This is a genomic window from Actinotalea ferrariae CF5-4 (assembly GCF_000603945.1).
In the GTDB taxonomy this organism is placed as follows: domain Bacteria; phylum Actinomycetota; class Actinomycetes; order Actinomycetales; family Cellulomonadaceae; genus Actinotalea; species Actinotalea ferrariae.
Genome location: NZ_AXCW01000067.1, coordinates 1 through 22,025 on the forward strand (window position 1 = coordinate 1; position 22,025 = coordinate 22,025).

General features: G+C 74.8%; 21 protein-coding genes. 14 read left to right on the top strand and 7 right to left on the bottom strand.

The window, feature by feature from the left end:
• The coding region (sepH, locus tag N866_RS08145; protein WP_052022603.1) for a septation protein SepH at positions 1–1,044 on the bottom strand (1,044 nt) is incomplete at its 3' end.
• A 90-nt stretch (positions 1,045–1,134) separates the two neighbouring features.
• Here sepH and N866_RS08150 point away from each other — a divergent pair.
• Together N866_RS08150 and N866_RS08155 are read left to right on the top strand one after the other, a co-directional pair.
• The gene (locus N866_RS08150; RefSeq protein WP_034225125.1) at positions 1,135–2,043 is read left to right on the top strand and encodes an inositol monophosphatase family protein; all 909 of its coding nucleotides are present in this window, start codon (positions 1,135–1,137) and stop codon (positions 2,041–2,043) included.
• 154 nt (positions 2,044–2,197) lie between these two features.
• Entirely contained in the window at positions 2,198–2,497 is a 300-nt protein-coding gene (locus tag N866_RS08155; RefSeq protein ID WP_034225127.1) for a DUF4193 domain-containing protein, read from the top strand.
• Here N866_RS08155 and N866_RS08160 read toward each other — a convergent pair.
• Positions 2,467–2,979, bottom strand: coding sequence for a DUF3093 domain-containing protein (locus tag N866_RS08160; RefSeq protein WP_034225129.1), 513 nt, complete (start codon positions 2,977–2,979; stop codon positions 2,467–2,469). The two genes, N866_RS08155 and N866_RS08160, sit on opposite strands and share 31 nt — an antisense overlap.
• On the opposite strand from N866_RS08160, the gene dut reads away from it, so the two are divergent.
• The 4 genes from dut (at position 2,978) to N866_RS08180 (ending at position 5,479) form a co-directional block, all read left to right on the top strand.
• Positions 2,978–3,490 (top strand): dUTP diphosphatase, encoded by a 513-nt coding sequence (gene dut, locus N866_RS08165; RefSeq protein WP_081802451.1) that lies wholly within the window; start codon positions 2,978–2,980, stop codon positions 3,488–3,490. The two genes, N866_RS08160 and dut, sit on opposite strands and share 2 nt — an antisense overlap.
• Positions 3,491–3,585: 95 nt before the next feature.
• Positions 3,586–4,299, top strand: a complete 714-nt coding sequence (locus tag N866_RS08170) for a DUF3710 domain-containing protein (RefSeq protein WP_034225133.1) — start codon at positions 3,586–3,588, stop codon at positions 4,297–4,299.
• A complete protein-coding gene (locus tag N866_RS08175; protein ID WP_034225135.1) occupies positions 4,299–4,670 on the top strand; it encodes an OB-fold nucleic acid binding domain-containing protein in 372 nt (123 codons plus the stop codon). The genes N866_RS08170 and N866_RS08175 overlap by 1 nt, the downstream gene beginning before the upstream one ends.
• Positions 4,671–4,756: 86 nt before the next feature.
• Entirely contained in the window at positions 4,757–5,479 is a 723-nt protein-coding gene (locus N866_RS08180) for a DUF3159 domain-containing protein (protein ID WP_052022607.1), read from the top strand.
• Here the strand turns inward: N866_RS08180 and N866_RS08185 are convergent.
• Together N866_RS08185 and N866_RS08190 are read right to left on the bottom strand one after the other, a co-directional pair.
• On the bottom strand, positions 5,406–6,080 hold the full coding sequence (locus tag N866_RS08185; RefSeq protein ID WP_034225137.1) for a potassium channel family protein: 675 nt from the start codon (positions 6,078–6,080) through the stop codon (positions 5,406–5,408). The two genes, N866_RS08180 and N866_RS08185, sit on opposite strands and share 74 nt — an antisense overlap.
• Positions 6,080–6,733, bottom strand: a complete 654-nt coding sequence (locus N866_RS08190) for a potassium channel family protein (protein ID WP_034225150.1) — start codon at positions 6,731–6,733, stop codon at positions 6,080–6,082. The genes N866_RS08185 and N866_RS08190 overlap by 1 nt, the downstream gene beginning before the upstream one ends.
• A 146-nt stretch (positions 6,734–6,879) precedes the next feature.
• On the opposite strand from N866_RS08190, the gene N866_RS08195 reads away from it, so the two are divergent.
• The 4 genes from N866_RS08195 to acnA all read left to right on the top strand — a co-directional run bounded on the left by N866_RS08195 (position 6,880) and on the right by acnA (position 14,790).
• Positions 6,880–8,925, top strand: a complete 2,046-nt coding sequence (locus tag N866_RS08195) for an APC family permease (protein WP_081802453.1) — start codon at positions 6,880–6,882, stop codon at positions 8,923–8,925.
• Positions 8,922–10,178, top strand: coding sequence for a class I SAM-dependent RNA methyltransferase (locus N866_RS08200; RefSeq protein ID WP_034225139.1), 1,257 nt, complete (start codon positions 8,922–8,924; stop codon positions 10,176–10,178). The genes N866_RS08195 and N866_RS08200 overlap by 4 nt, the downstream gene beginning before the upstream one ends.
• Positions 10,179–10,273: 95 nt before the next feature.
• Positions 10,274–11,728, top strand: a complete 1,455-nt coding sequence (locus N866_RS08205) for an NAD-dependent succinate-semialdehyde dehydrogenase (protein ID WP_034225141.1) — start codon at positions 10,274–10,276, stop codon at positions 11,726–11,728.
• Between the two features lie 218 nt (positions 11,729–11,946).
• A complete protein-coding gene (gene acnA / locus N866_RS08210; RefSeq protein WP_034225143.1) occupies positions 11,947–14,790 on the top strand; it encodes an aconitate hydratase in 2,844 nt (947 codons plus the stop codon).
• A gap of 52 nt (positions 14,791–14,842) precedes the next feature.
• Here acnA and N866_RS08215 read toward each other — a convergent pair whose 3' ends face one another.
• Positions 14,843–15,097 (bottom strand): hypothetical protein, encoded by a 255-nt coding sequence (locus N866_RS08215; protein WP_034225145.1) that lies wholly within the window; start codon positions 15,095–15,097, stop codon positions 14,843–14,845.
• 125 nt (positions 15,098–15,222) lie between these two features.
• Here N866_RS08215 and N866_RS08220 point away from each other — a divergent pair, with 125 nt between their 5' ends.
• Entirely contained in the window at positions 15,223–16,185 is a 963-nt protein-coding gene (locus tag N866_RS08220; protein WP_034225154.1) for a daunorubicin resistance protein DrrA family ABC transporter ATP-binding protein, read from the top strand.
• Positions 16,182–17,003 (top strand): ABC transporter permease, encoded by an 822-nt coding sequence (locus tag N866_RS08225; protein ID WP_034225146.1) that lies wholly within the window; start codon positions 16,182–16,184, stop codon positions 17,001–17,003. The genes N866_RS08220 and N866_RS08225 overlap by 4 nt, the downstream gene beginning before the upstream one ends.
• 16 nt (positions 17,004–17,019) lie before the next feature.
• Here the strand turns inward: N866_RS08225 and N866_RS08230 are convergent, their stop codons facing one another.
• Complete coding sequence (locus tag N866_RS08230) at positions 17,020–18,057, bottom strand: Gfo/Idh/MocA family protein (protein WP_052022608.1); 1,038 nt, start codon at positions 18,055–18,057, stop codon at positions 17,020–17,022.
• Between the two features lie 206 nt (positions 18,058–18,263).
• On the opposite strand from N866_RS08230, the gene N866_RS08235 reads away from it, so the two are divergent.
• Both N866_RS08235 and N866_RS08240 read left to right on the top strand, forming a co-directional pair.
• Complete coding sequence (locus tag N866_RS08235; protein ID WP_081802455.1) at positions 18,264–19,283, top strand: ABC transporter ATP-binding protein; 1,020 nt, start codon at positions 18,264–18,266, stop codon at positions 19,281–19,283.
• Positions 19,283–20,971, top strand: a complete 1,689-nt coding sequence (locus tag N866_RS08240; RefSeq protein WP_034225147.1) for an ABC transporter permease — start codon at positions 19,283–19,285, stop codon at positions 20,969–20,971. Before N866_RS08235 ends, N866_RS08240 begins: the two co-directional genes overlap by 1 nt.
• A 6-nt stretch (positions 20,972–20,977) precedes the next feature.
• Here N866_RS08240 and N866_RS19830 read toward each other — a convergent pair.
• A partial coding sequence (locus N866_RS19830) for a M15 family metallopeptidase (RefSeq protein ID WP_216699401.1) occupies positions 20,978–22,025 on the bottom strand: 1,048 nt, incomplete at its 5' end.

The window sequence follows — 22,025 nt, forward strand, 5'->3', positions numbered from 1 at the left end:
CTCCGGCGCGGCGGCCTCGCCGTCGCCCGGTGGGGTGGCCGCCGGGCTGTCCGACGCCGGCGCCGACGTGGCGTCGTCGACCGGGTCGCCTCCGGTCGCGGCCTCCCGGGGTCGCGACCCGGACGGCAGGGGGAGCACCGTGGCGTCGACCGCGAGGTCGGGACGGGAGTGGGGAGGGTGGGCGGCCGGCACGGTGAGGTCGGGGTTGTCGAAGTCGAAGGCGTGCTGCGGCCCGAACCCCTCGAACTCCTCGTCGTCCTCGTCCTCGTCGTCCACGTCGAGCGCCTGGCGGACCCCGCGACGTCCGCTGAGGTCGTCCAGGAGTGCCGCCGTCGCGTGCATCGGGTCCTCCGGCTCCGGCTCCGGCGCCGTAGGCGTGAGGTCCACGGCCGCCAGCAGGGGCCGCAGGGCGGCGTCGACGTCGAACTCCGACGTCGGCCGCACCGCCGCGAGGTGCCGCCGGGGGATCGGCCCGTCGCCCAGGTCGGTCTCGGACAGCCAGCGCGCCTCGTCGTCCTCCGCGCGGAGCGTCCGCGCCGCGCCGTCGAAGGTCCAGCGAGCCGTGCGCGGCGTGTCGCCCACGGGGAAGGACACCTCGACGGTCCACCGTCCGCTGCCCGGGCGGTAGGCGTCCCAGACGACGTCCTCGGCGCCGACCCCGCGGGTCGCGAGCCGGTCGGTCACGAGCTCGCCGAGCACCGGCGCGCCCGGGTCGTGGCCGATCCGGGTGGCGCGGGCCTGGCCCGCCACGAACTCGCGCTCGGCGAGCACGGGGCCCTCGTAGCGCCGCACGAGCTCCACGGGCATGCCGGCGTCGGCCGCGACGTCCGCGGCGTTCGCCCCGGCCCGGATCCGGGCCTGGATCTCCCGCGGGGGCAGCGCCCCGGAGAGCTCGGCACGGGCCTGCTCGAGCTGGGCGCGGTCGCGGCGCACCGCGGCGCGGAGCGCCTCGTCGATGGGCAGTCGGAAGCGTCGGCCGTCCGGGGACTCCAGGAGCACGTGCTCCCCGTCCTCGTGCAGCCCGACGAGCGTGAGCTCTCCCATGGCACCTCCTCCCACGGGTAGAGACTGCCACTGCGGACGGCGGGGCGCCGGGAGGCGGTGCGGTGTGCCGCCGTCGGGCAGGATGGCCGCATGGCCGAGCCCGCCCGCCCGAACGACCCGCCGTCCCCGTCCTCCCGCGCGAGCTCGGGCGCGACGACGCCTCCCGACGTCCTGGCGCTGCGCGACCTCGCCGAACGGGCCGCGCGGGCCGCGGCCGACCTCGTGCGGGGCGGCCGCCCCGACACGGTCGAGGTCGCGGCCACGAAGTCCAGCGCGGTCGACGTCGTGACGCAGATGGACCTGGCGGCGGAGCGCGCGTTGCGCACGCTGCTGGCCCGGGAGCGCCCGGACGACGGCGTGCTCGGCGAGGAGGGCGGCCTCGAGCCGGGCACCAGCGGCGTGACCTGGGTGCTCGACCCGATCGACGGCACCGTCAACTACCTCTACGGGATCCCCGCGTACGCCGTGTCCGTGGCCGCGGTCGCCGGGCCGCCCGAGCCGGGTGCGTGGACGCTGCTCGCGGGGTGCGTCCACGCCGTCGCGGACGGTCGGACGTGGACCGCGGCGCGGGGGCACGGCGCCCACCTGGACGGTGCGGCCCTGCGGGTCGAGGACGCCCGCCCGCTGTCCGAGAGCCTGTGCGGGACCGGGTTCGGCTACCTCGAGGCCCGCCGCCGGGACCAGGCGCGCGTCCTGCTCGAGGTCCTGCCGCGGGTCCGGGACATCCGGCGCATCGGCTCCGCCGCCATGGACCTGTGCATGGTCGCCTCCGGCCAGCTCGACCTCTACTACGAGCGCGGCCTCAACCCGTGGGACCTCGCCGCGGCCCAGCTCGTGGTGCAGGAGGCCGGCGGGCTCGTCACGGGCCTGCGGGGGCGGCCCGCCGCCACCGCGATGACGGTCGCCGGCCCCGCAGGGACCGTTCCCGAGCTCGTGGCGCTGCTGGAGCAGCTCGGCGCGGACGCCGACGGGCCGCCCGCACCCGGGTCCCTGGACTGACGCCGCGGCCGGTACCGTGCGCGGCGGGCCGCCGATAGGGCACAATCCCCACGCCGAGCGGACGCGGGAACAAGACACGGACGCCGTGCATTGAGTACGTACCGACGTCGGCGCGCGCGTCGACGCCCCACGACCCCGGAGTGTGAAGAGCCCGATGGCAACCGACTACGACGCACCGCGCAAGACCGACGAGGACCTCAGCGAGGACTCGCTCCAGGAGCTGCAGGCGCGCCGGTCCGACAAGAACTCGGGGGTCGTCGACGAGGACGAGACGGAGGCCGCCGAGGGCTTCGAGCTCCCCGGCGCCGACCTGTCCGGCGAGGAGCTCTCGGTCCGGGTGCTCCCGCGTCAGGCCGACGAGTTCACGTGCTCCAGCTGCTTCCTGGTCCACCACCGCAGCCAGCTGGCCGGCGAGCGGAACGGTCAGCCGATCTGCTCCGAGTGCGCCGCCTGAGTGCTCCCGCGCGCGGCCTCGATCGCCGCGAGCAGCCGGCGGGGTGATCGCGAGCTGACCAGCCACGCCGGCGTGGGGTCGAGGGGGTCGACCACGGGGACGAGCACCGCCCCGGGGAGCCACGACCGGTAGCACGCGAAGAGGCGCGCGTCCGACCCCGGGCCGAGGGCGGCGCGCGCCTCGTCCCGCTCGAGCACGCGGCCGGGCCCCAGCAGGTCGACGGGGATCCGCGCGCGCCCTGCTCTGAGCGACCCGTCCCGCACGACGACGACGGCGCTGGTCGCCGCCACCGCGGCGACGCCGACGACGAAGGTCACCGCCGCCACCAGGGCCGCGACGACGACGTCGACGGGCACGAGCGCGATGAGGACGAAGACGGCGAAGCCGAGGACGAACGACCAGCCGAGCGGCCCGGGCAGGAGCCGCTCCGCGAACGGGGGCGGACCGGGGTCGACGTCGGCGCGGCGGGGCTCGGTCGGCATGGGAACCAGTGTGGCACCGGGCGCCGACTACAGTCGTCGCGTGCCGCACGACCCCCACGCCGTCGAGGTCCTCCTCACCCTGGTCGAGGACGACCTCCCGGTCCCCGCGTACGCGCACCCCGGGGACGCGGGAGCGGACCTGGTGACCCGGGTCGACGTCGAGCTGGGCCCGGGGGAGCGGGCGACGGTGCCGACCGGCCTGCGGATCGCGCTCCCGGACGGGTACGCCGCCTTCGTGCACCCCCGGTCGGGCCTCGCCGCCCGGCACGGCGTCACGGTGGTCAACGCGCCCGGCACGGTCGACGCCGGTTACCGCGGTGAGATCACGGTGACGCTGCTCAACACCGACCCGAGCAGCCCGGTCCGGCTGCGCCGCGGCGACCGCATCGCCCAGCTCGTGGTGCAGCGCGTGGAGCGGGCGCGCTTCGTCCGGGCGGAGCGCCTGCCGGGGTCCCACCGTGGCGAGGGCGGCCTCGGCTCCAGCGGTGGCTGGGACGCGCCGACCGGGTGAGCACCTCCGCGCCGGGTGGGAGTCGACCGGCGGGGGCGTCTAGGGTCGGGGGTGGGACCGCGCGAGGCGGACCCTCGAGGCGAGAGGCAGGGCGCGTGGGCTTGTTCCGGCGAGACAAGCAGGCGGACGCCGTCCCGGAGGAGGGCGACCAGGCCGTCGGCGTGTCGTCCTCGCAGGCGCAGGGCGCGGAGCCCGTCGTCGGCTCGCGGGCCCGCGGACCCTGGGACGTCAGCGAGGTGCCCGACCGGGGCAAGCGGGTGGACCTCGGGCCCCTGTGGCTCCCGGGCCGCGAGGGCATGGAGCTGCGCATGGAGGTCGAGAAGACCTCTCGGCTGATGACCGCCGCGGCCGTCACGCTGCACGGCTCGGCTCTGCAGCTCCAGGTGTTCGCCGCACCGCGGACCGAGGGCATCTGGGACGAGATCCGCGCCGAGATCGCCGAGTCCGTGACGAAGCAGGGCGGCTCCGCCGAGGACATCGTCGGTCCGTTCGGCCGCGAGCTCCTCGCCCGCATGCCCGTGCGGACGCCCGAGGGCCGCACCGGGCACCGGCCCGTCCGGTTCATCGGTCACGACGGCCCGCGCTGGTTCCTGCGCGGCGTGCTCACCGGTCGCGCGGCCGCCGACGAGGAGGCCGCCGCGGAACTCGAGGGCGTGTTCGCGGACGTCGTGGTGGTGCGCGGGTCCGAGGCCCGTGCACCGCGGGACCTGCTGCCGCTGGCCCTGCCCGGCCGCCAGCGTGCCGAGGTGCCGCCCGAGGCCGCCCAGGACGTCCTGACGCGCGGTCCGGAGATCACGGAGACCCGCTGATGGCCGGCCGCGTGCTCGGGGCGCTCCGGGGCCTCACCGCGACCCGGGCGGAGTTCGAGGCCTCGCAGGAGCGTCGTCGCGTCGAGCGCGCCGGCTGCTGCCCGGTCGCCCAGGTCGCGGACCGGAGCAGGGTCACGGTCGGGGGCGTCCTGCGGAGCGTGACGCTGCGGTCGCGTGAGACGGTCCCGGCGCTGGAGGCCGAGCTCTACGACGGCACCGGCACGCTGCGGCTGGTCTGGCTCGGGCGCCGGGAGATCGCCGGCGTGCACCCCGGTCGTCGGATGCGCGTCACGGGACTGGTCTGCGAGGAGAGCGGGACCCCCACCGTGTACAACCCCCGCTACGAGCTCGTGGCCGACGCGGAGCGCTGAACGGGCGACCGGCGTCACCGACGGATCGACCGACCGACCCCGACCGACCCGACCTGCACCCACCACGAGAGAACGAGGGACCCCCTGTGGCAGCCGACGACGCGCACCCGGCGCCCGCACCCGACCCCGCCGTTGCCGGGAACGCCCGCGGGGTCCGGGTGCTCACGGGCGAGGAGTTCTCGCTCGTGGAGGCGATCGGCGGGGTCCGCGGCCTGGTCGAGTCCGTCCTGCCCGGGCTCGTCTTCGTCGTGCTGTTCCTGCTGACCCGCGACCTCGTCCCGGCCCTCGTGGCCGCCGGCGTGGTCGCCGCCGTGGCCGTCGTCGTGCGGCTGCTCCAGCGGACGCCCGCGACCCAGGCCTTCTCCGGCGTCGTCGGGGTGGTGGTCGGCGTCCTGTGGGCCTCGCGCACCGGGGAGGCGCAGGACTTCTTCGCCTGGGGCCTGTGGGTCAACGGCCTCTGGCTGGCCGGCACCGCCGTGTCGGTGCTGGTGGGGTGGCCCCTGGTCGGCGTCGTCGTCAGCCTGCTGCGGGCGCAGGACATGTCCTGGCGGACCGACGTGGGCGCACGGGCGCTGCGGCGCCGCTACGTCTGGGCGACCTGGCTGTGGGCCGGGATGTTCGCCGCCCGGCTCGCCGTCCAGCTCCCGCTCTACCTGCAGGGCGAGGACGCGGTGGGGTGGCTCGGGACGGCGCGCCTGGCGATGGGCGTCCCGCTCTTCGCGCTCGTCCTGTGGCTCACGTGGCTGCTGGTCGGACCACGAGCAGCCGCTGCAGCGCGTCCCGGTCCGCCTCCGACCCCGCCACGATGAGCAGCTCGTCGCCGGCCTCCAGCGTGTCGTCGACGCTCGGGGCCAGCGGCCGGCCGTCCCGGACGATCGCCGCGAGGACCGTGTCCGCGGGCCACGTCACCTGACCGACCCGCGTCCCCTCGAGCGGCGACTCCGCGGGGAGCGTCAGCTCGAGGATGTCCGCTCCCGACTGGTGGAAGGTGAAGATCTTCACCAGGTCGCCGACGGCGACCGCCTCCTCGACCATGGCGGTCATGATCCGCGGCGTCGAGACCGCGACGTCGACGCCCCAGGCCTCGTCGAACATCCACTCGTTCTTGGGGTTGTTGACGCGCGCCACGGTGCGCGGGACCCCGTACTCCGTCTTCGCCAGCAGGGAGACGACGAGGTTCACCTTGTCGTCGCCCGTGGCGGCCACGATGACGTCGCACTCGTCGACGCGGGCCTGGGTCAGCGTGGAGAGCTCGCACGCGTCGGCGAGGAGCCACTCGGCGTCGGCGACGGACGCCACCCGCATCGCCGAGGGCTGCTTGTCCACGAGCGTGACCTCGTGGTCGGCCGCGAGCAGCTCGCGGGCGATGGACCGGCCGACCGAGCCGGCGCCGGCGATGACGACGCGCATCAGTCCTCCTGGTGGCGGGGCGCGTGGGTGAGGGCGCGCTCGATGCGCGGCACGTCCTCCACGGTGGCGATGACGTGCAGGAGGTCGTGCTCCTGGAAGACCGTCTCCGAGGACGGCAGCATCGCGTCGCCGAAGCGGGTCAGGAAGGCCACGCGGGCGCCGACGAGGTGCTCGATCCGCGGGACGGGTGTCCCGATCCAGGCCGGGTGCACGTCGGTCTGCGCGATGACGACCCGCCCGGACGCGTCCCGGTACTCGTGCGTCGCGCCCATGGGCAGCATGCGCCGCAGCACCTGGTCGGCGGTCCACCGGACCGTGGCCACGGTGGGGATGCCCAGACGCTGGTAGATCTCGGCGCGGTGCGGGTCGTAGATGCGGGCGACGACGTTGTCGATCCCGAACGTCTCCCGCGCGACGCGCGCGGCGAGGATGTTCGAGTTGTCGCCGTCGGACACGGCCGCGAAGGCGTAGGCGTCCTCGACCCCCGCCTGCAGCAACGTCTCGCGGTCGAAGCCGAGCCCGGTGACCCGGTTGCCGCCGAAGTCCGCGTCGAGGCGGCGGAAGGCCTCGGGGTTCTGGTCGATCACCGCCACCGAGTGGCCACGGGACTCCAACGACTGCGCGAGGGTGGCCCCGACCCGTCCGCAGCCCATGATGACGAAGTGCACAGGGCGTCACGCTACTCCGCCGCGCCCAGGACGCTCGCCGCCGAGGTCCCGGGCCACGCGCAGGGTCGGGATCCGGTGGGTCGGGACGCTGGTCCCTCCTGCCGACGACCCCAGGCCTAGAGTGGTGCTCCGTGTCAGACGTCGCTGATGCCGCGAAGCGTCTGCTGCTGGGCCGTCCGGTCCACAGCGAGCGCCTGAGGCACACCCTCCTCCCCAAGCGCATCGCGCTGCCGGTCTTCGCCTCCGACGCGCTCTCGTCGGTGGCGTACGCGCCGGACGAGGTGCTCCTCACCCTCGCGTTCGCGGGGCTGGCGGCGACGGCGATCTCCCCGGGCGTGGGGCTGGCCGTCGCCGCGGTCATGGCGGTCGTCATCGCCTCGTACCGGCAGAACGTCCGCGCCTACCCGTCGGGGGGCGGCGACTACGAGATCGCCACCGTCAACATCGGCCCGCGCGCGGGCCTGGGCGTGGCGAGCGCGCTGCTGGTCGACTACATCCTGACGGTCGCCGTGTCGATCAGCGCGGGCTCCCAGTACCTCGCCTCGGCCCTGCCCGCGCTGCGCGGGTACGAGGTCCAGGTCGCGCTGGGGCTCGTCACGCTCCTCATGGTGCTCAACCTGCGGGGGGTCAAGGAGTCGGGCCGGCTCTTCGCCGTCCCCACCTACCTGTTCATGCTCGCCGTCGGGCTCACGGCCGTCGTCGGCGGGGTGCGGTGGGCGACCGGGACCCTGCCGCAGGCCGAGAGCGCCGCGCTGGAGATCGCGCCGCTGCCGGGTTACGAGCAGGGCCTGGTGGGCCTCGCGGGCGCGTTCCTCGTCCTGCGCGCCTTCGCGTCGGGCGCCGCGGCCCTGACCGGTGTGGAGGCGATCAGCAACGGCGTGCCGGCGTTCCGGCCGCCCAAGAGCCGCAACGCGGCGACGACGCTCCTGCTGCTCGGCACGCTGTCGGTGACGTTCATCATGTCGATCCTCCTGCTCGCCCGGGCCACGGGCGTGCACTACGTGGAGGACCCGGCGGAGCAGCTGCTGCGGGACGGCGTCCCCGTGGGGGAGGACTACGTCCAGGACCCGGTCCTCGGTCAGCTCGCGCAGGCGGTGTTCGACGGCCTCCCGGTGGCGTTCTACGTCGTGGCCGCCGCCACGGGCCTCATCCTCGTGCTCGCCGCCAACACGGCGTTCAACGGCTTCCCGGTCCTCGGCTCCATCCTCGCCCGCGACGGGTTCCTGCCGCGCCAGCTCCACACCCGGGGCGACCGGCTCGTCTTCTCCAACGGGATCATCTTCCTGGCGCTGGGCGCGGGGATCCTCGTCGCCGCCTTCGACGCCCAGGTGACCCGCCTCATCCACCTCTACATCGTCGGCGTCTTCGTGTCGTTCACCCTGAGCCAGCTCGGGATGGTGCGGCACTGGAACCGCGAGCTGCGCCGCGAGCCGGAGCCGGCCCGCCGCCGGTCGATGCTGCGGTCCCGCGCCATCAACACCACCGGCCTCGTGCTCACCGCGACCGTGCTCGTCGTCGTCCTGGTGACGAAGTTCTCGCGCGGGGCCTGGATCGCGCTGCTGGCGATGGGCGTGTTCTTCCTGCTCATGCGCGGGGTCCGCCGGCACTACTCCGCGGTGCGCGAGGAGCTCGCGCTCGGCGAGGACCCCGCGGCGGCCCGTGCGCTCCCGAGCCGGGTGCACGCGATCGTGCTCATCTCGCGGCTGCACAAGCCGACGATGCGGGCGCTGGCCTACGCACGGGCCACGCGCCCCTCGTCCCTCGAGGCCCTCACGGTGAACGTCGACCTCGACGAGACCGCGGACCTGCGCCGGCAGTGGGACGCCCTGGACCTGCCGGTGCCGCTGCGGGTGCTGGACTCCCCGTACCGGGACCTCACACGGCCCGTCGTGGGCTACGTCCGCTCGATCCGCCGGCAGAGCCCCCGCGACCTCGTGGTCGTCTACGTCCCCGAGTACGTGGTGGGCCACTGGTGGGAGCAGCTCCTGCACAACCAGAGCGCCATGCGGCTCAAGAACCGCCTGCTCCTGACCCCCGGGGTGGTCATCGCCTCGGTCCCGTGGCAGCTCCGCTCGTCGGAGCTCGTCGAGGGGAGCGCCGTGGTCACCGCGGCCGCCGACCCGTCGGCACCGACGCTCGCGGACCCCGCTGCACCCGAGCCCGGAGGACCGCGATGAGCCAGGCCAGCAACCCGTCCCCGTCCGAGGGGACCGTCGTGCTCGACGTCGGGCCGGTGGCCCACGGCGGCCACTGCGTCGCACGGCACGAGGGGCGCGTCGTCTTCGTCCGGCACGCGCTGCCGGGGGAGCGCGTGCGGGCCCGGCTGACGGAGGCGGCGCCCACGGCGAAGTTCTGGCGCGCCGACGCCGTGGAGGTCCTGGAGGCGTCGCCGGACCGCGTCGCCTCGCCGTGGCCGGAGGCCGGCCCCGGCGGTGTGGGGGGCGGGGAGCTGGGCCACGTCGCCCTGCCCGCCCAGCGCGCGTGGAAGGCCGCCGTCGTCGAGGAGCAGCTGCGGCGGCTGGCGCACGACGACCGTGCCGTCGTCGTCGAGGGGGCCCCGGGCGACGACGCGCGGGGGGGCCTGCGCTGGCGCACCCGCGTGGAGCTCGTCGCGGACGCCGAGGGTCGCGCGGGGATGCACCGCCACCGCTCGCACGACGTCGTCGCCCTGGAGGCGATGCCGCTGGCCGTCGAGGACGCGGGGGTCGAGGGCGTGCTGTCCCGGCGGTGGACCGCGGGCGCCCGGCTGACGCTGGTCGCCCCGTCGGGAGGCGACCGCCCCCTGCTGCTGGTCGACGGGGTGCCGTGGCTGCGGAACGCGCCCGACACGCGCCCGACCGCCCGCGCGTCGGTGCGCGAGACGCTGCGCCGGGGTGACCGGGAGCTGTCGTGGCGCGTCGCCGGCGACGGCTTCTGGCAGGTGCACCGGGAGGCACCCGGAGTGCTCGTCGGTGCGGTGGGCGACGTCCTGGCGCAGGACGGGCTGGCCGGCGCGCGCGTCGTCGACCTCTACGCCGGCTCGGGTCTGTTCAGCCTGCCCCTCGCCGACGCGGTCGGCCCCGCCGGTGCCGTCGCCGCGGTGGAGGGCGACGCCCGTGCGGTACGCGACCTGCGCCGCAACGTGCACGACCGGCCGCAGGTGCGGCTGCACCACGGCGGGGTGCTCGACGTGCTCCGCTCCGGCGCGGTCGGTCCGGCCGACGTCGTCGTCCTCGACCCGCCCCGCGTGGGAGCCGGACGCGCGGTCGTGGACGGCGTCGTCGCTCTCGGTGCCGAGCGGGTCGTGCTGGTGGCCTGCGACCCCGCGTCGCTGGCCCGGGACGTCGCCCTCCTGGTCGACGCCGGCCACGTGCTGGAGGGCCTGCGCGCGTTCGACCTCTTCCCGATGACCCACCACGTGGAGGCCGTCGCGCTGCTCCGGCGGGCCTGACCCGCGCCGGGGTCGGCGCCCCTGGTGATGGGCGCCCCGGGGCTCCCATACTGCTCTCACGCGGCGACGAGGCCGCGACCGACGGGAGGACACCCATGCTCGACGACCTGGTCGCAGGTCTGACGGTCCCCACCGACCTGTTCATCGGTGGCCGCTGGCGGGCCGCGGAGGACGGCGGCCGTTTCGACGTGATCGACCCCGCCACCGAGCGCACGATCGCCCAGGTGGCCAACGGCACCGTGGCGGACGCCCTGGCGTGCGTGGACGCCGCCGACGCCGCCGCCCCCGGGTGGGCCGCCACCCCGCCGCGGCAGCGCGGGGAGGTGCTGCGGCGTGCCTTCGAGCTCATGATCGAGCGGGAGGACGCGCTCGCCGAGCTCATGGTCCGCGAGAACGGCAAGGCCCGGCGCGACGCGCTGGGGGAGGTCCGGTACGCCGCGGAGTTCTTCCGCTGGTTCTCCGAGGAGGCCGTCCGCCTCACCGGGGAGGTCCGGACCGCACCCTCGGGCGCCAACCAGATCATGGTCATCCGGCAGCCGATCGGCATCGCGATGCTCATCACGCCGTGGAACTTCCCCGCCGCGATGGCCACCCGGAAGATCGGACCCGCGCTGGCGGCGGGCTGCACCGTGATCCTCAAGCCCGCCTCGGAGACCCCGTTGAGCGCCCTGGCGGTGGCCGCGATCCTCGCCGAGGCCGGAGTGCCGGACGGGGTCGTCAACGTCCTGCCGTCCCGGCGCTCGGGAGCGGTCGCGAGCGCCGTGCTCACCGACCCGCGGGTGCGGAAGCTGTCGTTCACGGGGTCGACCGAGGTGGGCCGGGACCTGCTCCGGCTCGCGGCCGACCAGGTCCTCGCGTGCTCGATGGAGCTCGGCGGCAACGCCCCGCTGCTCGTGATGGACGACGCCGACCTGGACGTCGCGGTCGAGGGCGCGATGCTCGCCAAGATGCGCAACGGCGGGGAGGCGTGCACCGCGGCGAACCGGATGTACGTGCACCGCTCCGTCGCGGAGGAGTTCACCCGCCGCCTCGCGGAGCAGATGGGGGCACTGACCCTCGGGCCCGGCCTGGACGACGTCGCCGTCGGGCCCCTCGTCAACCAGCCGTCCCTGGACAAGGTCGCCGAGCTGGTGCAGGACGCGGTCGCCCAGGGCGCCCGCGTCGTCACCGGCGGGTCCCGGCCGGAGCGGGAGGGCTACTTCTACGCGCCGACGGTGCTCGCCGACGTGGCGCCCGACGCGCGGATCCTGTCGGAGGAGATCTTCGGCCCCGTGGCACCGGTCGTCGTGTTCGACACCGACGAGGAGGCGGTCGAGCTGGCGAACCGCACCGAGTACGGCCTCGTGTCGTACGTGTTCACCCGTGACCTCGCCCGAGGGCTGCGGATCAGCGAGGCGCTGGAGTCCGGCATGGTCGGGCTCAACCGCGGCGTCGTCTCCGACCCTGCGGCGCCGTTCGGCGGGGTCAAGCAGTCGGGCCTCGGCCGCGAGGGCGGTCACGAGGGCATGCTCGAGTACACCGAGTCCAAGTACGTCGCCGTGCAGTGGTGACGTCGCGCCCGGCGCCGGGGGATGGGACCCCGGCGCCGGCGTGACGTGCGCGCCCGGCGCGGATGGTGCCCGAGGGCCGACCTCGGGGGCTTTGACCGGGGGCGGGCGTGTGGACCGGGCGGCGCGCCGCGGGGGTCCTCCGCTACGATGTATCTTGACATCGAGATAACTGCCAGACCGTCGGGCACGCGACCGTGCGCGACACATGAGGAGCCACCGTGAGCAGCGTCGACACGTTCCGGTCCCAGGGCCGCCTGGAGGTGGGGGACACCTCCTACGAGATCTTCCGGCTGTCCGCCGTCCCCGGGCTCGAGCGCCTGCCGTTCAGCCTCAAGGTGCTGGCGGAGAACCTCCTGCGCACCGAGGACGGTGCGAACGTGACCGCCGAGCACGTGCGGGCCATCGCGGCGTGGGACCCGGCCGCCGAGCCCAGCACGGAGATCCAGTTCACCCCGGCGCGGGTGATCATGCAGGACTTCACGGGTGTGCCGTGCGTCGTGGACCTCGCCACGATGCGCGAGGCCGTCGCCGAGCTGGGCGGCGACCCGGCGCGCATCAACCCGCTGGCTCCCGCCGAGCTCGTCATCGACCACTCGGTCCAGATCGACGTCGCCGGGCGCCGCGACGCCTTCGAGCGCAACGTCGAGCTGGAGTACCAGCGCAACCGTGAGCGCTACCAGTTCCTGCGCTGGGGCCAGACCGCCTTCGACGACTTCAAGGTGGTGCCGCCCGGCACCGGCATCGTGCACCAGGTCAACCTCGAGTACCTCGCGCGGGGTGTCATGACCCGAGAGGTCGGCGGTGCGCTGCGCGCGTACCCCGACACCTGCGTCGGCACCGACTCGCACACCACGATGGTCAACGGTCTGGGTGTGCTGGGCTGGGGCGTCGGCGGCATCGAGGCGGAGGCCGCGATGCTGGGCCAGCCCGTCTCGATGCTCATCCCGCGGGTCGTCGGCTTCAAGCTCACCGGCTCGATCCCGGCCGGGGTCACGGCGACCGACGTCGTCCTGACCATCACCGAGCAGCTGCGCCGGCACGGCGTGGTCGGCAAGTTCGTCGAGTTCTACGGCGCCGGTGTGGCCGAGGTCCCGCTGGCGAACCGCGCGACGATCGGCAACATGAGCCCGGAGTTCGGCTCCACCTGCGCCATCTTCCCGATCGACGAGGTGACGCTCGACTACCTGCGGCTCACCGGGCGCCCGGCCGACCAGGTGGCGCTCGTCGAGGCGTACGCGCAGGAGCAGGGCCTGTGGCACGACCCGTCGTCCGCGGACTACGTCGAGCCCACCTTCTCGGAGTACCTCGAGCTGGACCTCTCGACGGTCGTGCCGTCCATCGCGGGCCCGAAGCGCCCGCAGGACCGCATCGAGCTCACCGAGGCGAAGGAGGCCTTCGCCTCGGTCATCCTCGACTACGTGGACCCGGACACGGCCGCCGCCGTCCGGGCCGCACGGCAGGTCACCGACGGTCTGGACGAGTCCGTCGAGGAGACGTTCCCCGCCTCGGACCCGATCGCCGCGGGCGAGCACGCGGACACGTCGGCGGCACCGCGCGAGCCCGGGCACGCGGACGCCGCGCGCCGCCCGCACAAGCGGGTGCCCGTCACCCTCGCCGACGGGACCCGGACCGAGATCGACCACGGCTCCGTCGTCATCGCCTCGATCACGTCGTGCACGAACACGTCCAACCCCTCGGTCATGCTCGCCGCCGCCCTCCTGGCGAAGAAGGCGGTGGCCCGCGGGCTCACGGCCAAGCCCTGGGTCAAGACCTCCATGGCGCCGGGGTCGAAGGTCGTGACGGACTACTACCAGAAGGCCGGCCTGTGGCCGTACCTGGAGAAGCTCGGCTTCCACCTCGTGGGCTACGGCTGCGCGACGTGCATCGGCAACTCCGGGCCGCTGCCGGAGGAGGTGTCGGAGGTCGTCAACGAGCACGACCTCTCCGTGGTCTCCGTGCTCTCGGGCAACCGCAACTTCGAGGGGCGCATCAACCCCGACGTGAAGATGAACTACCTGGCCTCGCCGCCCCTGGTGATCGCCTACGCGCTGGCCGGGACGATGGACTTCGACTTCGAGGCCGAGCCGCTCGGCACGAGCGAGACCGGCGAGCCGGTGTTCCTGCGGGACATCTGGCCCTCGCCGCAGGAGGTCCAGGCCACCATCGACTCCTCGATCGACTCGGCGATGTTCACGGCCGACTACGCGGACGTGTTCGCCGGTGACGAGCGCTGGCAGACGCTGCCCACGCCGTCGGGGGACACCTTCGCCTGGGACCCGGAGTCCACCTACGTGCGGCGTCCGCCGTACTTCGAGGGCATGGGGATGACGCCGGACCCGGTCACGGACATCGAGGGAGCGCGCGTCCTGGCGAAGCTCGGGGACTCGGTGACGACCGACCACATCAGCCCGGCGGGCTCGATCAAGGCGGACAGCCCGGCCGGCCGGTACCTGGCCGAGCACGGCGTCGACCGGCGGGACTTCAACTCCTACGGCTCCCGCCGCGGCAACCACGAGGTCATGATCCGTGGCACGTTCGCCAACATCCGGCTGCGCAACCAGCTGGTGCCGGGCGTCGAGGGCGGCGTCACGGTGAACCACCTGACCGGGGAGCAGACCTCCATCTACGACGCCGCGGTCGCCTACGCCGCGGCCGGCGTGCCGCTCGTGGTGCTCGGCGGCAAGGAGTACGGCTCCGGGTCGTCGCGTGACTGGGCGGCCAAGGGGACCCGGCTGCTCGGGGTGCGGGCCGTCGTGGCCGAGAGCTTCGAGCGGATCCACCGGTCGAACCTCATCGGCATGGGTGTGCTGCCGCTGCAGTTCCCGGCGGGCGAGACCGCCGACAGCCTCGGGCTCGACGGGACGGAGACCTTCGCGGTCAGCGGGGTGACGGCCCTGAACGAGGGCACCACGCCTCGCACCGTCGCGGTTCGCGCCGAGAAGGCCGACGGCACCGTCGTGGAGTTCGACGCGGTCGTCCGGATCGACACCCCGGGCGAGGCGGACTACTACCGCAACGGCGGCATCCTGCAGTACGTGCTCCGGTCCCTCGTCACGTCCTGATCTCGCCGACGGCGGCGGCCCCACGGGGTCGCCGCCGTCGCCGTGCCCACGGTCAGGCCCGGAACTGGCGGACCGCGGCGGTGACGACGGTCCGGGCCGCGCGGTCCACCGCCGCGTCGGAGGTCGCCGCCACCCCGGTGCGGTGCTCGGTCCACGCGCGGCGCAGGGCGTCACGGGCCTCGTCCGGCCGCGCCGTCGGCAGCGCCTCCAGGACGGCCGGGACGAGCCACTCCGGGTCGAGCGTCCCGTTCGGTGGGGCGAAGACCCGCTCGCCGCTGACCCAGTCCGTCGATCCGGTGGTCGTCATGCCCCATGGTCGCACCCGGGCCCGGCTGGGCGGGCAGGCCCGCGGCGGCGCCGCCGGCACCCGGGATGTCCGCCGAGGGCCGAATCAGTTGGAGCGTGTCGGTGGGCACCGCCAGACTGGCCCCCGTGTCCACGATCACGGCCCAGGGCCTGCGGAAGAGGTACGGCGCGGTCCACGCCGTCGACGGGATCGACCTGAGCGTGGAGCGGGGGACCGTGCTCGGACTGCTGGGCCCCAACGGGGCGGGCAAGACGACGACGGTCCGCATCCTCACCACGCTGCTGCGCCCCGACGCCGGGCAGGCGAGCGTGCTCGGGCTCGACGTCGTCCGCGACGCCCGGGAGCTCATGCGGCGCATCGGCGTCTCCGGGCAGTACGCCGCCGTCGACGAGAACCTCACCGGGTTCGAGAACCTGGAGATGGTCGGCCGCCTCTACCACCTGGGGGTGCGCCGGGCCCGGACCCGGGCCGACGAGCTCCTGGAGCGCTTCGGGCTCACCGAGGCGGCCCGACGGCCGGTCCGCGGCTACTCCGGGGGCATGCGGCGCAGGCTCGACCTCGCGGGCGCCCTGGTGGCCGAGCCCGAGGTGCTCTTCCTCGACGAGCCGACCACCGGCCTGGACCCGCGCAGCCGGCTCGGGATGTGGGACGTCATCGGGGAGCTCGTCCGCTCCGGGACGACCGTCCTCCTCACCACGCAGTACCTCGAGGAGGCCGACCAGCTCGCGGACACGATCGCCGTCATCGACCACGGCAGGGTCATCGCCCAGGGCACGGCGGACGAGCTGAAGTCCCAGGTCGGTGGCGAGCGGGTCGCCGTCACCGTGGGCCGCGCCGAGGAGGTCGCCACGGCGCGCGATGTGCTCCGGCCGCTGGTGGCCGGTGAGGTCGGCGTCGAGGAGCACACGCGCACGCTGACCGCTCCCGTGACCGGCGGGACCGGTGCGCTGGTCGCGGTGCTGCGGGCGCTCGGCGACGCGGGCGTCGACGTCCTGGACGCCGGGATCCGGCGCCCCACGCTGGACGACGTGTTCCTGACCCTGACCGGCCATGAGGCCGAGTCCGCACCGCAGGAGGCCGGAGCGTGACCCCGATCGTGCAGGCACTCGCCGACGGGTGGACCGTCACGCGCCGCAACCTCATCACCATCAAGCGCGTGCCGGACCTGCTCGTCGGGTCGATCGTGTCCCCGATCATGTTCGTGCTGCTGTTCGCCTACGTCTTCGGCGGCTCGATCGCCCTCCCGGGCGCCTCGGAGCTGGACCCCGCCCTCTACCGCGAGTTCCTCATCGCCGGGATCTTCGCCCAGACCGTCATCTTCGGGGCGACGATCACGGGCTCGGGCATGGCGCAGGACCTGAAGAAGGGCATCATCGACCGGTTCCGCTCGCTGCCGATGGCGCCCTCCGCGGTCCTGGTGGGGCGGACGGGCGCCGACGTCGTGAACAACGTCCTCACCGTCGTGATCATGTCGCTCACCGGCCTCGTGGTGGGCTGGCGCATCAACTCCTCGGTGGGCGAGGCGCTGCTGGGCTACGTGCTGCTGCTGTTCTTCGCGTACTGCATCAGCTGGCTCATGGCGTACGTCGGGCTGCTGGTCCGGACGCCGGAGGTGTTCAACAACGCGGTGTTCATCGTGATCTTCCCGCTCACCTTCATCGCCAACACCTTCGTGCCGTCGCAGAACCTGCCCGGGGTGCTGCGCACCTTCGCGGAGTGGAACCCGGTCTCGAGCGTCACCCAGGCGGCCCGGGAGCTCTTCGGCAACGTGCTCCCCGGGACGCCGGACCCGACGACATGGCCCCTGCAGAACCCCGTCCTCTACACGGTCCTGTGGGGCGTCGCGCTGCTGGTCGTCTTCGTGCCGCTCACCGTGCGGCAGTACCAGCGCGCCGCCGCCCGCTGAGGGCGGCCGGCCGGTCTCAGCCGGGCGGCGTCGGCACGCGGACACCCTGCTCGGCCGAGCGGGCGACCGCGAGCGCCAGCTCCAGGGCGCGCCGGCCGGCCCGCGCGTGGACGGGGGGCTCGTCCCCGGCCCGCAGGGCCCGGAGCACGGCGTCGACGTGCCGGTCGAACGTCGTGTGGAAGCTGCGGGCCTCGTCGTCGAAGTACCCGGCCTGCCAGACCTGGGACACCTCGTCACCGGGCCGGGACACGACGAGCCGACGGACGGTGTCCTCGACCACGAGGCGACCGCTCGTGCCGTTGATCTCGATGCGCTGGGAGTCCGGGTAGGCGTAGGAGGAGTCGTAGGTGCCCAGGAAGGTGCCGACGGCGCCGGAGGCCAGCTCCAGGGCCACGGCGATGGTGGTGAACACCCCGGGCCGGGCGCCGTCGTACGTCTGCGCCATCACGGAGACGACCGGGCCGCACAGGTGCTCGATCAGGTCGAAGCCGTGCACCTGGGTCTCGACGAGGTTCGCGTGCGGTGACGTGCCGAAGTTCGGCTCGCCGCCGAAGCGCCAGGTCGCGAACACGACGTCCCCCAGCTCGCCCGCGTCCAGGAGCGCCTTGGCGCGCACGACCGGCTCGGCGTACCGGTGGTTGAGGTCGATCGCGAAGAACACGCCGCGGCGCTCTGCCTCTGCCAGGAGCGTGTCCGCCTCCTGCAGGTCGAAGACGAGCGGCTTCTCGACCAGGAGCGGGACCCCGTGCCGCAGGAGCTGCAGGGTCGGGGCGAAGTGCTCCTCGTTGGGCAGGGACACGGTGACCAGGTCGGGCTGCTCCGCGGAGAGCATCGCCGCGAGGTCCGTGTACGCCGTCGTGCCGTAGGCGGTCGCCCGGGCGCGCGTGCGTCCGGGGTCGCGACCGACGACGGCGCACAGGACCGTGTCGGTCCGGTCGGCGAAGACCCTCGCATGCTGCTCGCCCCAGCCGCCGGCCCCGACGACGGCCACGCGCAGCGGCGGGTCGGTCGGGGGGACGCGCACGGCGACGGGGGGACGGAAGTCGATGCCCATGGCACCACTGTGCACCCGTCGCGACGGGTGGCGGTGGGCCCTCGGCCCGGTGCTCGGGCCGTACGTCCCTCGCACCGGGCCGGTGGCGTGCCTAGCGTCCGAAGGGACGGGAGCGGCGCCGTCGGCGCTGGGTGTGGACGCGGCGCCGGTCCCGGGGCCGTCCGGCCCGTCCGGGCGTCGACGGCCGCGCGGACGAGGGGGTCGGCATGGCCGTCGTCGAGGTCGAGCACCTGACGAAGCGGTACGGGGACCTGACGGCGGTGGACGACGTCTCGTTCTCCCTCGAGCCCGGCGAGGTCTTCGCCCTGCTCGGCCCCAACGGGGCGGGCAAGACGACCACCGTCGAGATCCTCGAGGGGGCGCGGCCCCGGACGTCCGGCAGCGTTCGGGTCCTGGGGCACGACCCCGCCCGTCGTCCGCGGGAGCTGCGCGAGCGCACCGGCGTGGTGCTGCAGGAGGCGGGCTTCGAGGAGGAGTTCACGGTCGCCGAGCTCGTCGAGCTGCACGGGCGGATGTACCCCCGCAGGGTCGCCACGGCCGCCGTCGTCGAGCAGGTCGGCCTGACGGACAAGGCGCACGCGCGGGTCCGCACGCTGAGCGGTGGGCAGCGTCGCCGGCTCGACCTGGCGCTCGGGCTCGTCGGGGCGCCGGAGCTGCTCTTCCTGGACGAGCCGACCACCGGGTTCGACCCGGGTGCGCGACGCCGGGCCTGGGACCTCGTCGAGGGGCTGCGCAGGGACGGCACGACGGTCCTGCTGACCACGCACTACCTCGACGAGGCGGAGCACCTCGCCGACCGGGTGGCCGTCGTCGTCCGGGGCCGGCTCGTCGCGCTCGGGACCCCGGCGGAGCTGGGGGCGCGCCGTCAGGACGCGGTGGTGACCTTCCGGCTCCCCGAGACCGTCGACCTGTCCGCCCTGCCCGCCCTGGACGGCGTCCTCGTGCCGGACGGTCTGGACTGGCACCTCACGACCGCGCGCCCGACGGCGGCGCTCCACACGCTGACCGGCTGGGCAGCAGGTCGTGAGCTGGAGATCCCCGCCCTGACGGTCCGGCGGCCCTCGCTGGAGGACGTGTACCTCGGGCTCGTCGCGGGTGCGGGGGAGACGGGTCCGGACGACCCGGCGGACGACGGCCGGCCGACACGGCGTCGCGGACCGCGGGCGTCCGGTGCGGGGTCGGCGACCCCCGGCCGTGGCGGCCGGCTGGCGTCCCGGCGGTCCTGATGACGTCCGCAGCCGTGCTCGGTCCGCCGGCCGCTCCCGCCGTGCGGGCGTCCCGCCTGGTCGTCGACCACCTCCGCCACGCGGTCGTGGACCTGTGGCGCCAGAAGGTCGTCACCCTCTTCACGGTCGTCGTCCCGCTCGTCTGGCTCGTCGTGATGGGCTTCGTCGCGGGCAACGCCGTCGTGGACGAGGCGGGCGGCGTGCGGGTCATGCAGTTCGTGACCCCGGGCGCGGCGGCCATGGGCGTGCTCTACGCGTCCTTCCCGACCGTGGCGATCTCGGTCGCCGAGGCCCGCCACACCGGCGTCCTGCGGCGCCTGCGCTCCACACCCTTGCCCGTCGCGGCGTACCTGACGGCGAGGATCGGCGCCGCCGTCGTCTTCGCCGTCGCATCGGTCGTGATCATGCTGCTGGTCGGCGTGCTGCTCTACGACGTGCGGCTGGTCGCCGGCACGGCCGCCGCGACGACCGTCACGCTCGTCGTCGCCATGGCGACGTTCGCCGCCATCGGCACGGCGGTCGCCGCCTGGTCGCCCACGGTCGCGACCGCGCAGGCCGCCTCCATCGGCGGCGCCGTGGCCCTCACCTTCGTCTCGGGGCTGTTCAGCTTCGGCGGGTCCGCGCCGGCGTGGCTCGTCACCCTGGGCGACCTGCTCCCGCTGAAGCCGCTGACCGCCGCGCTGCAGGACCAGATGAACCCGTTCCACCCGGAGGTCGGGTGGGACGTGACGGGCGTCGTCGTGGTCGCGGCGTGGACGGTCCTCGCTGTGGTCGCGGCCGCCGCGGGGCTGCGCCGCGAGGGCGTCCGGCCCACGCCCCGCACGCCGCGCGCGCCCCGGACCGGCCCAGCGGTCCCGACGACGTCGACCCGGTCGGTCGAGGGGGACGGCCCCGCACCCTCGGCCACCGCCCCGATGACCGTCGTGCACGACACGGGACGCCCGGGGGCGGCGCGGCTCGTCCGTGACCAGGTCACCGCCGGCGCGCGGGTGACGTGGCGCGACCCCGGGGCCCTGTTCTTCGCCGTGGTCATGCCCGTGGCGCTGTACGCGTTCGTCGTGGCCCTCGCAGCGGGCGGTACAGGGCCCGGCGGCGTGCCGACCGCGGTCGTCGTGGCCGCCGGCATGGTGGCGTGGGGCGCGGCGGTGGCCGCCTTCATGAACCTGCCCGAGGCGGTCGCGGTCGCGCGGGACGCCGGTGTCCTGGCCCGGCTCGCGGCGACGCCCACGGCGCCGTGGCACCTCCTCACCGGGCGCACGCTCGCCGCGGTCGGCGGCGTGCTCGCGGTGGAGGCCCTGGTCCTGGGCCTGGGGACCGCGGCCTACGGCCTCCGCGTCACGGCGACCGGCGTCGTCCTGGGCACGGCGGTCCTCGTGCTCGGTTCCCTGGTGCTGGCGGCCTGCGGCTTCCTGGTGGCCTCCACCGTGCACAGCGCGAAGGCGGTCGGTGCGGTCGCCCTCGTGGTGCTGCTGCCGCTGGCGTTCTTCTCCGACGTCTTCGTCGTGGGCGGACCCGCGTGGATGGGCCGCGTCGGCGACGTGTTCCCGCTCAAGCACCTGCAGAACGCGCTGGTGCTCGCGTGGTCGCCGGAGCCCGCGGTGGGCTGGGGCCACCTCGTGGTCCTGGCGCTGTGGGGCGTCGCGGCGGGGGTCGTCGCAGCTCGACGGTTCCGCTGGGACGAGCGCTGACCGTCCTCAGCTGTCGGTACCGAACTCCCAGTGCCAGGGCTCCTGCGGGCCGCCGCCGCCGGGCCGCATGACGCGCGGGTGGTACCAGCCGAACTGCTCGGCGTTGGCACGCATCCAGCGGTAGTTGGCGGTGCTGAAGTTGCCGAGCCCGCCGAAGCCGTCGAAGTCGACCGCCACGCCGTAGCCGTGGTTGGACATCCCGGGCGGTGCCGCGAGGCTGCCGCGGGTCCGCCGCACGGCCACCTGCGCCGAGTAGCTCCGGTAGGAGCTCACGACGTTCAGGTCACGCCCGAAGTCCGCACGGTACGCCGCGTTGAGCTCCTCGAGGGCCGCCGCGGCGTCGCAGCGCAGCAGCACGCCCTCGTCGAAGCCGACGCCGCAGAGGACGTCGGTCGGGATCTCGCCGTTGGGTGCGTTGGTGGCCACCGCGATCTTGCGCGCGCGCTCGGCGGCGGCGGCCTGGGCGGCCGCCTCGGCCGCCAGTCGCTCGGCCTCGGCGGCGGCGGCCGCGGCGGCCGCCTCGGCGATCTTCGCGTCGGCCAGACCCTGGACCTGGGCCGTCAGCGCGGCCACCTCCGCGGCCTGCTCCTGGATGCGCCGGCTCACCTCGATGTCGAGATCGGGCAGCGCCTCCACCAGCTGGGCGCTGGGGGACTCCTGCTGCGTCGGGGCGTCTGCTGCTCCCGTCGCCGTGGACCCGGCGCCGCCCGCGGTGCGGGCCTGCTCGGGCGTCACGGCGTCGACCGGGGCCGCGCCGTCGGTCGCCGTGCCGCTCTCCGTGCCGTTCTGCGTGCCGTTCTGCGTGGCGGTCTCCGGCAGGGGGTCCCTGCCCTCGGGCGAGATCGAGCGGGAGGCCTGGTCGACCCGGTCGTCGACGGTGGAGGTGTCGTCCTGCGGGCCGGCGACCGCCAGCGGGGGCGCGGGCGCCGCCTCGAGCATCGCGGCGAGCTCGGCCGCGGCGGTCTCGAGCGCAGCGACCGTCTCCGCGTCGAGCACGGGCGCCGCCACCTCCCTCGCGCCCTGGGCGGCGGCGACCGCCGTCTCGGCGGCGGTG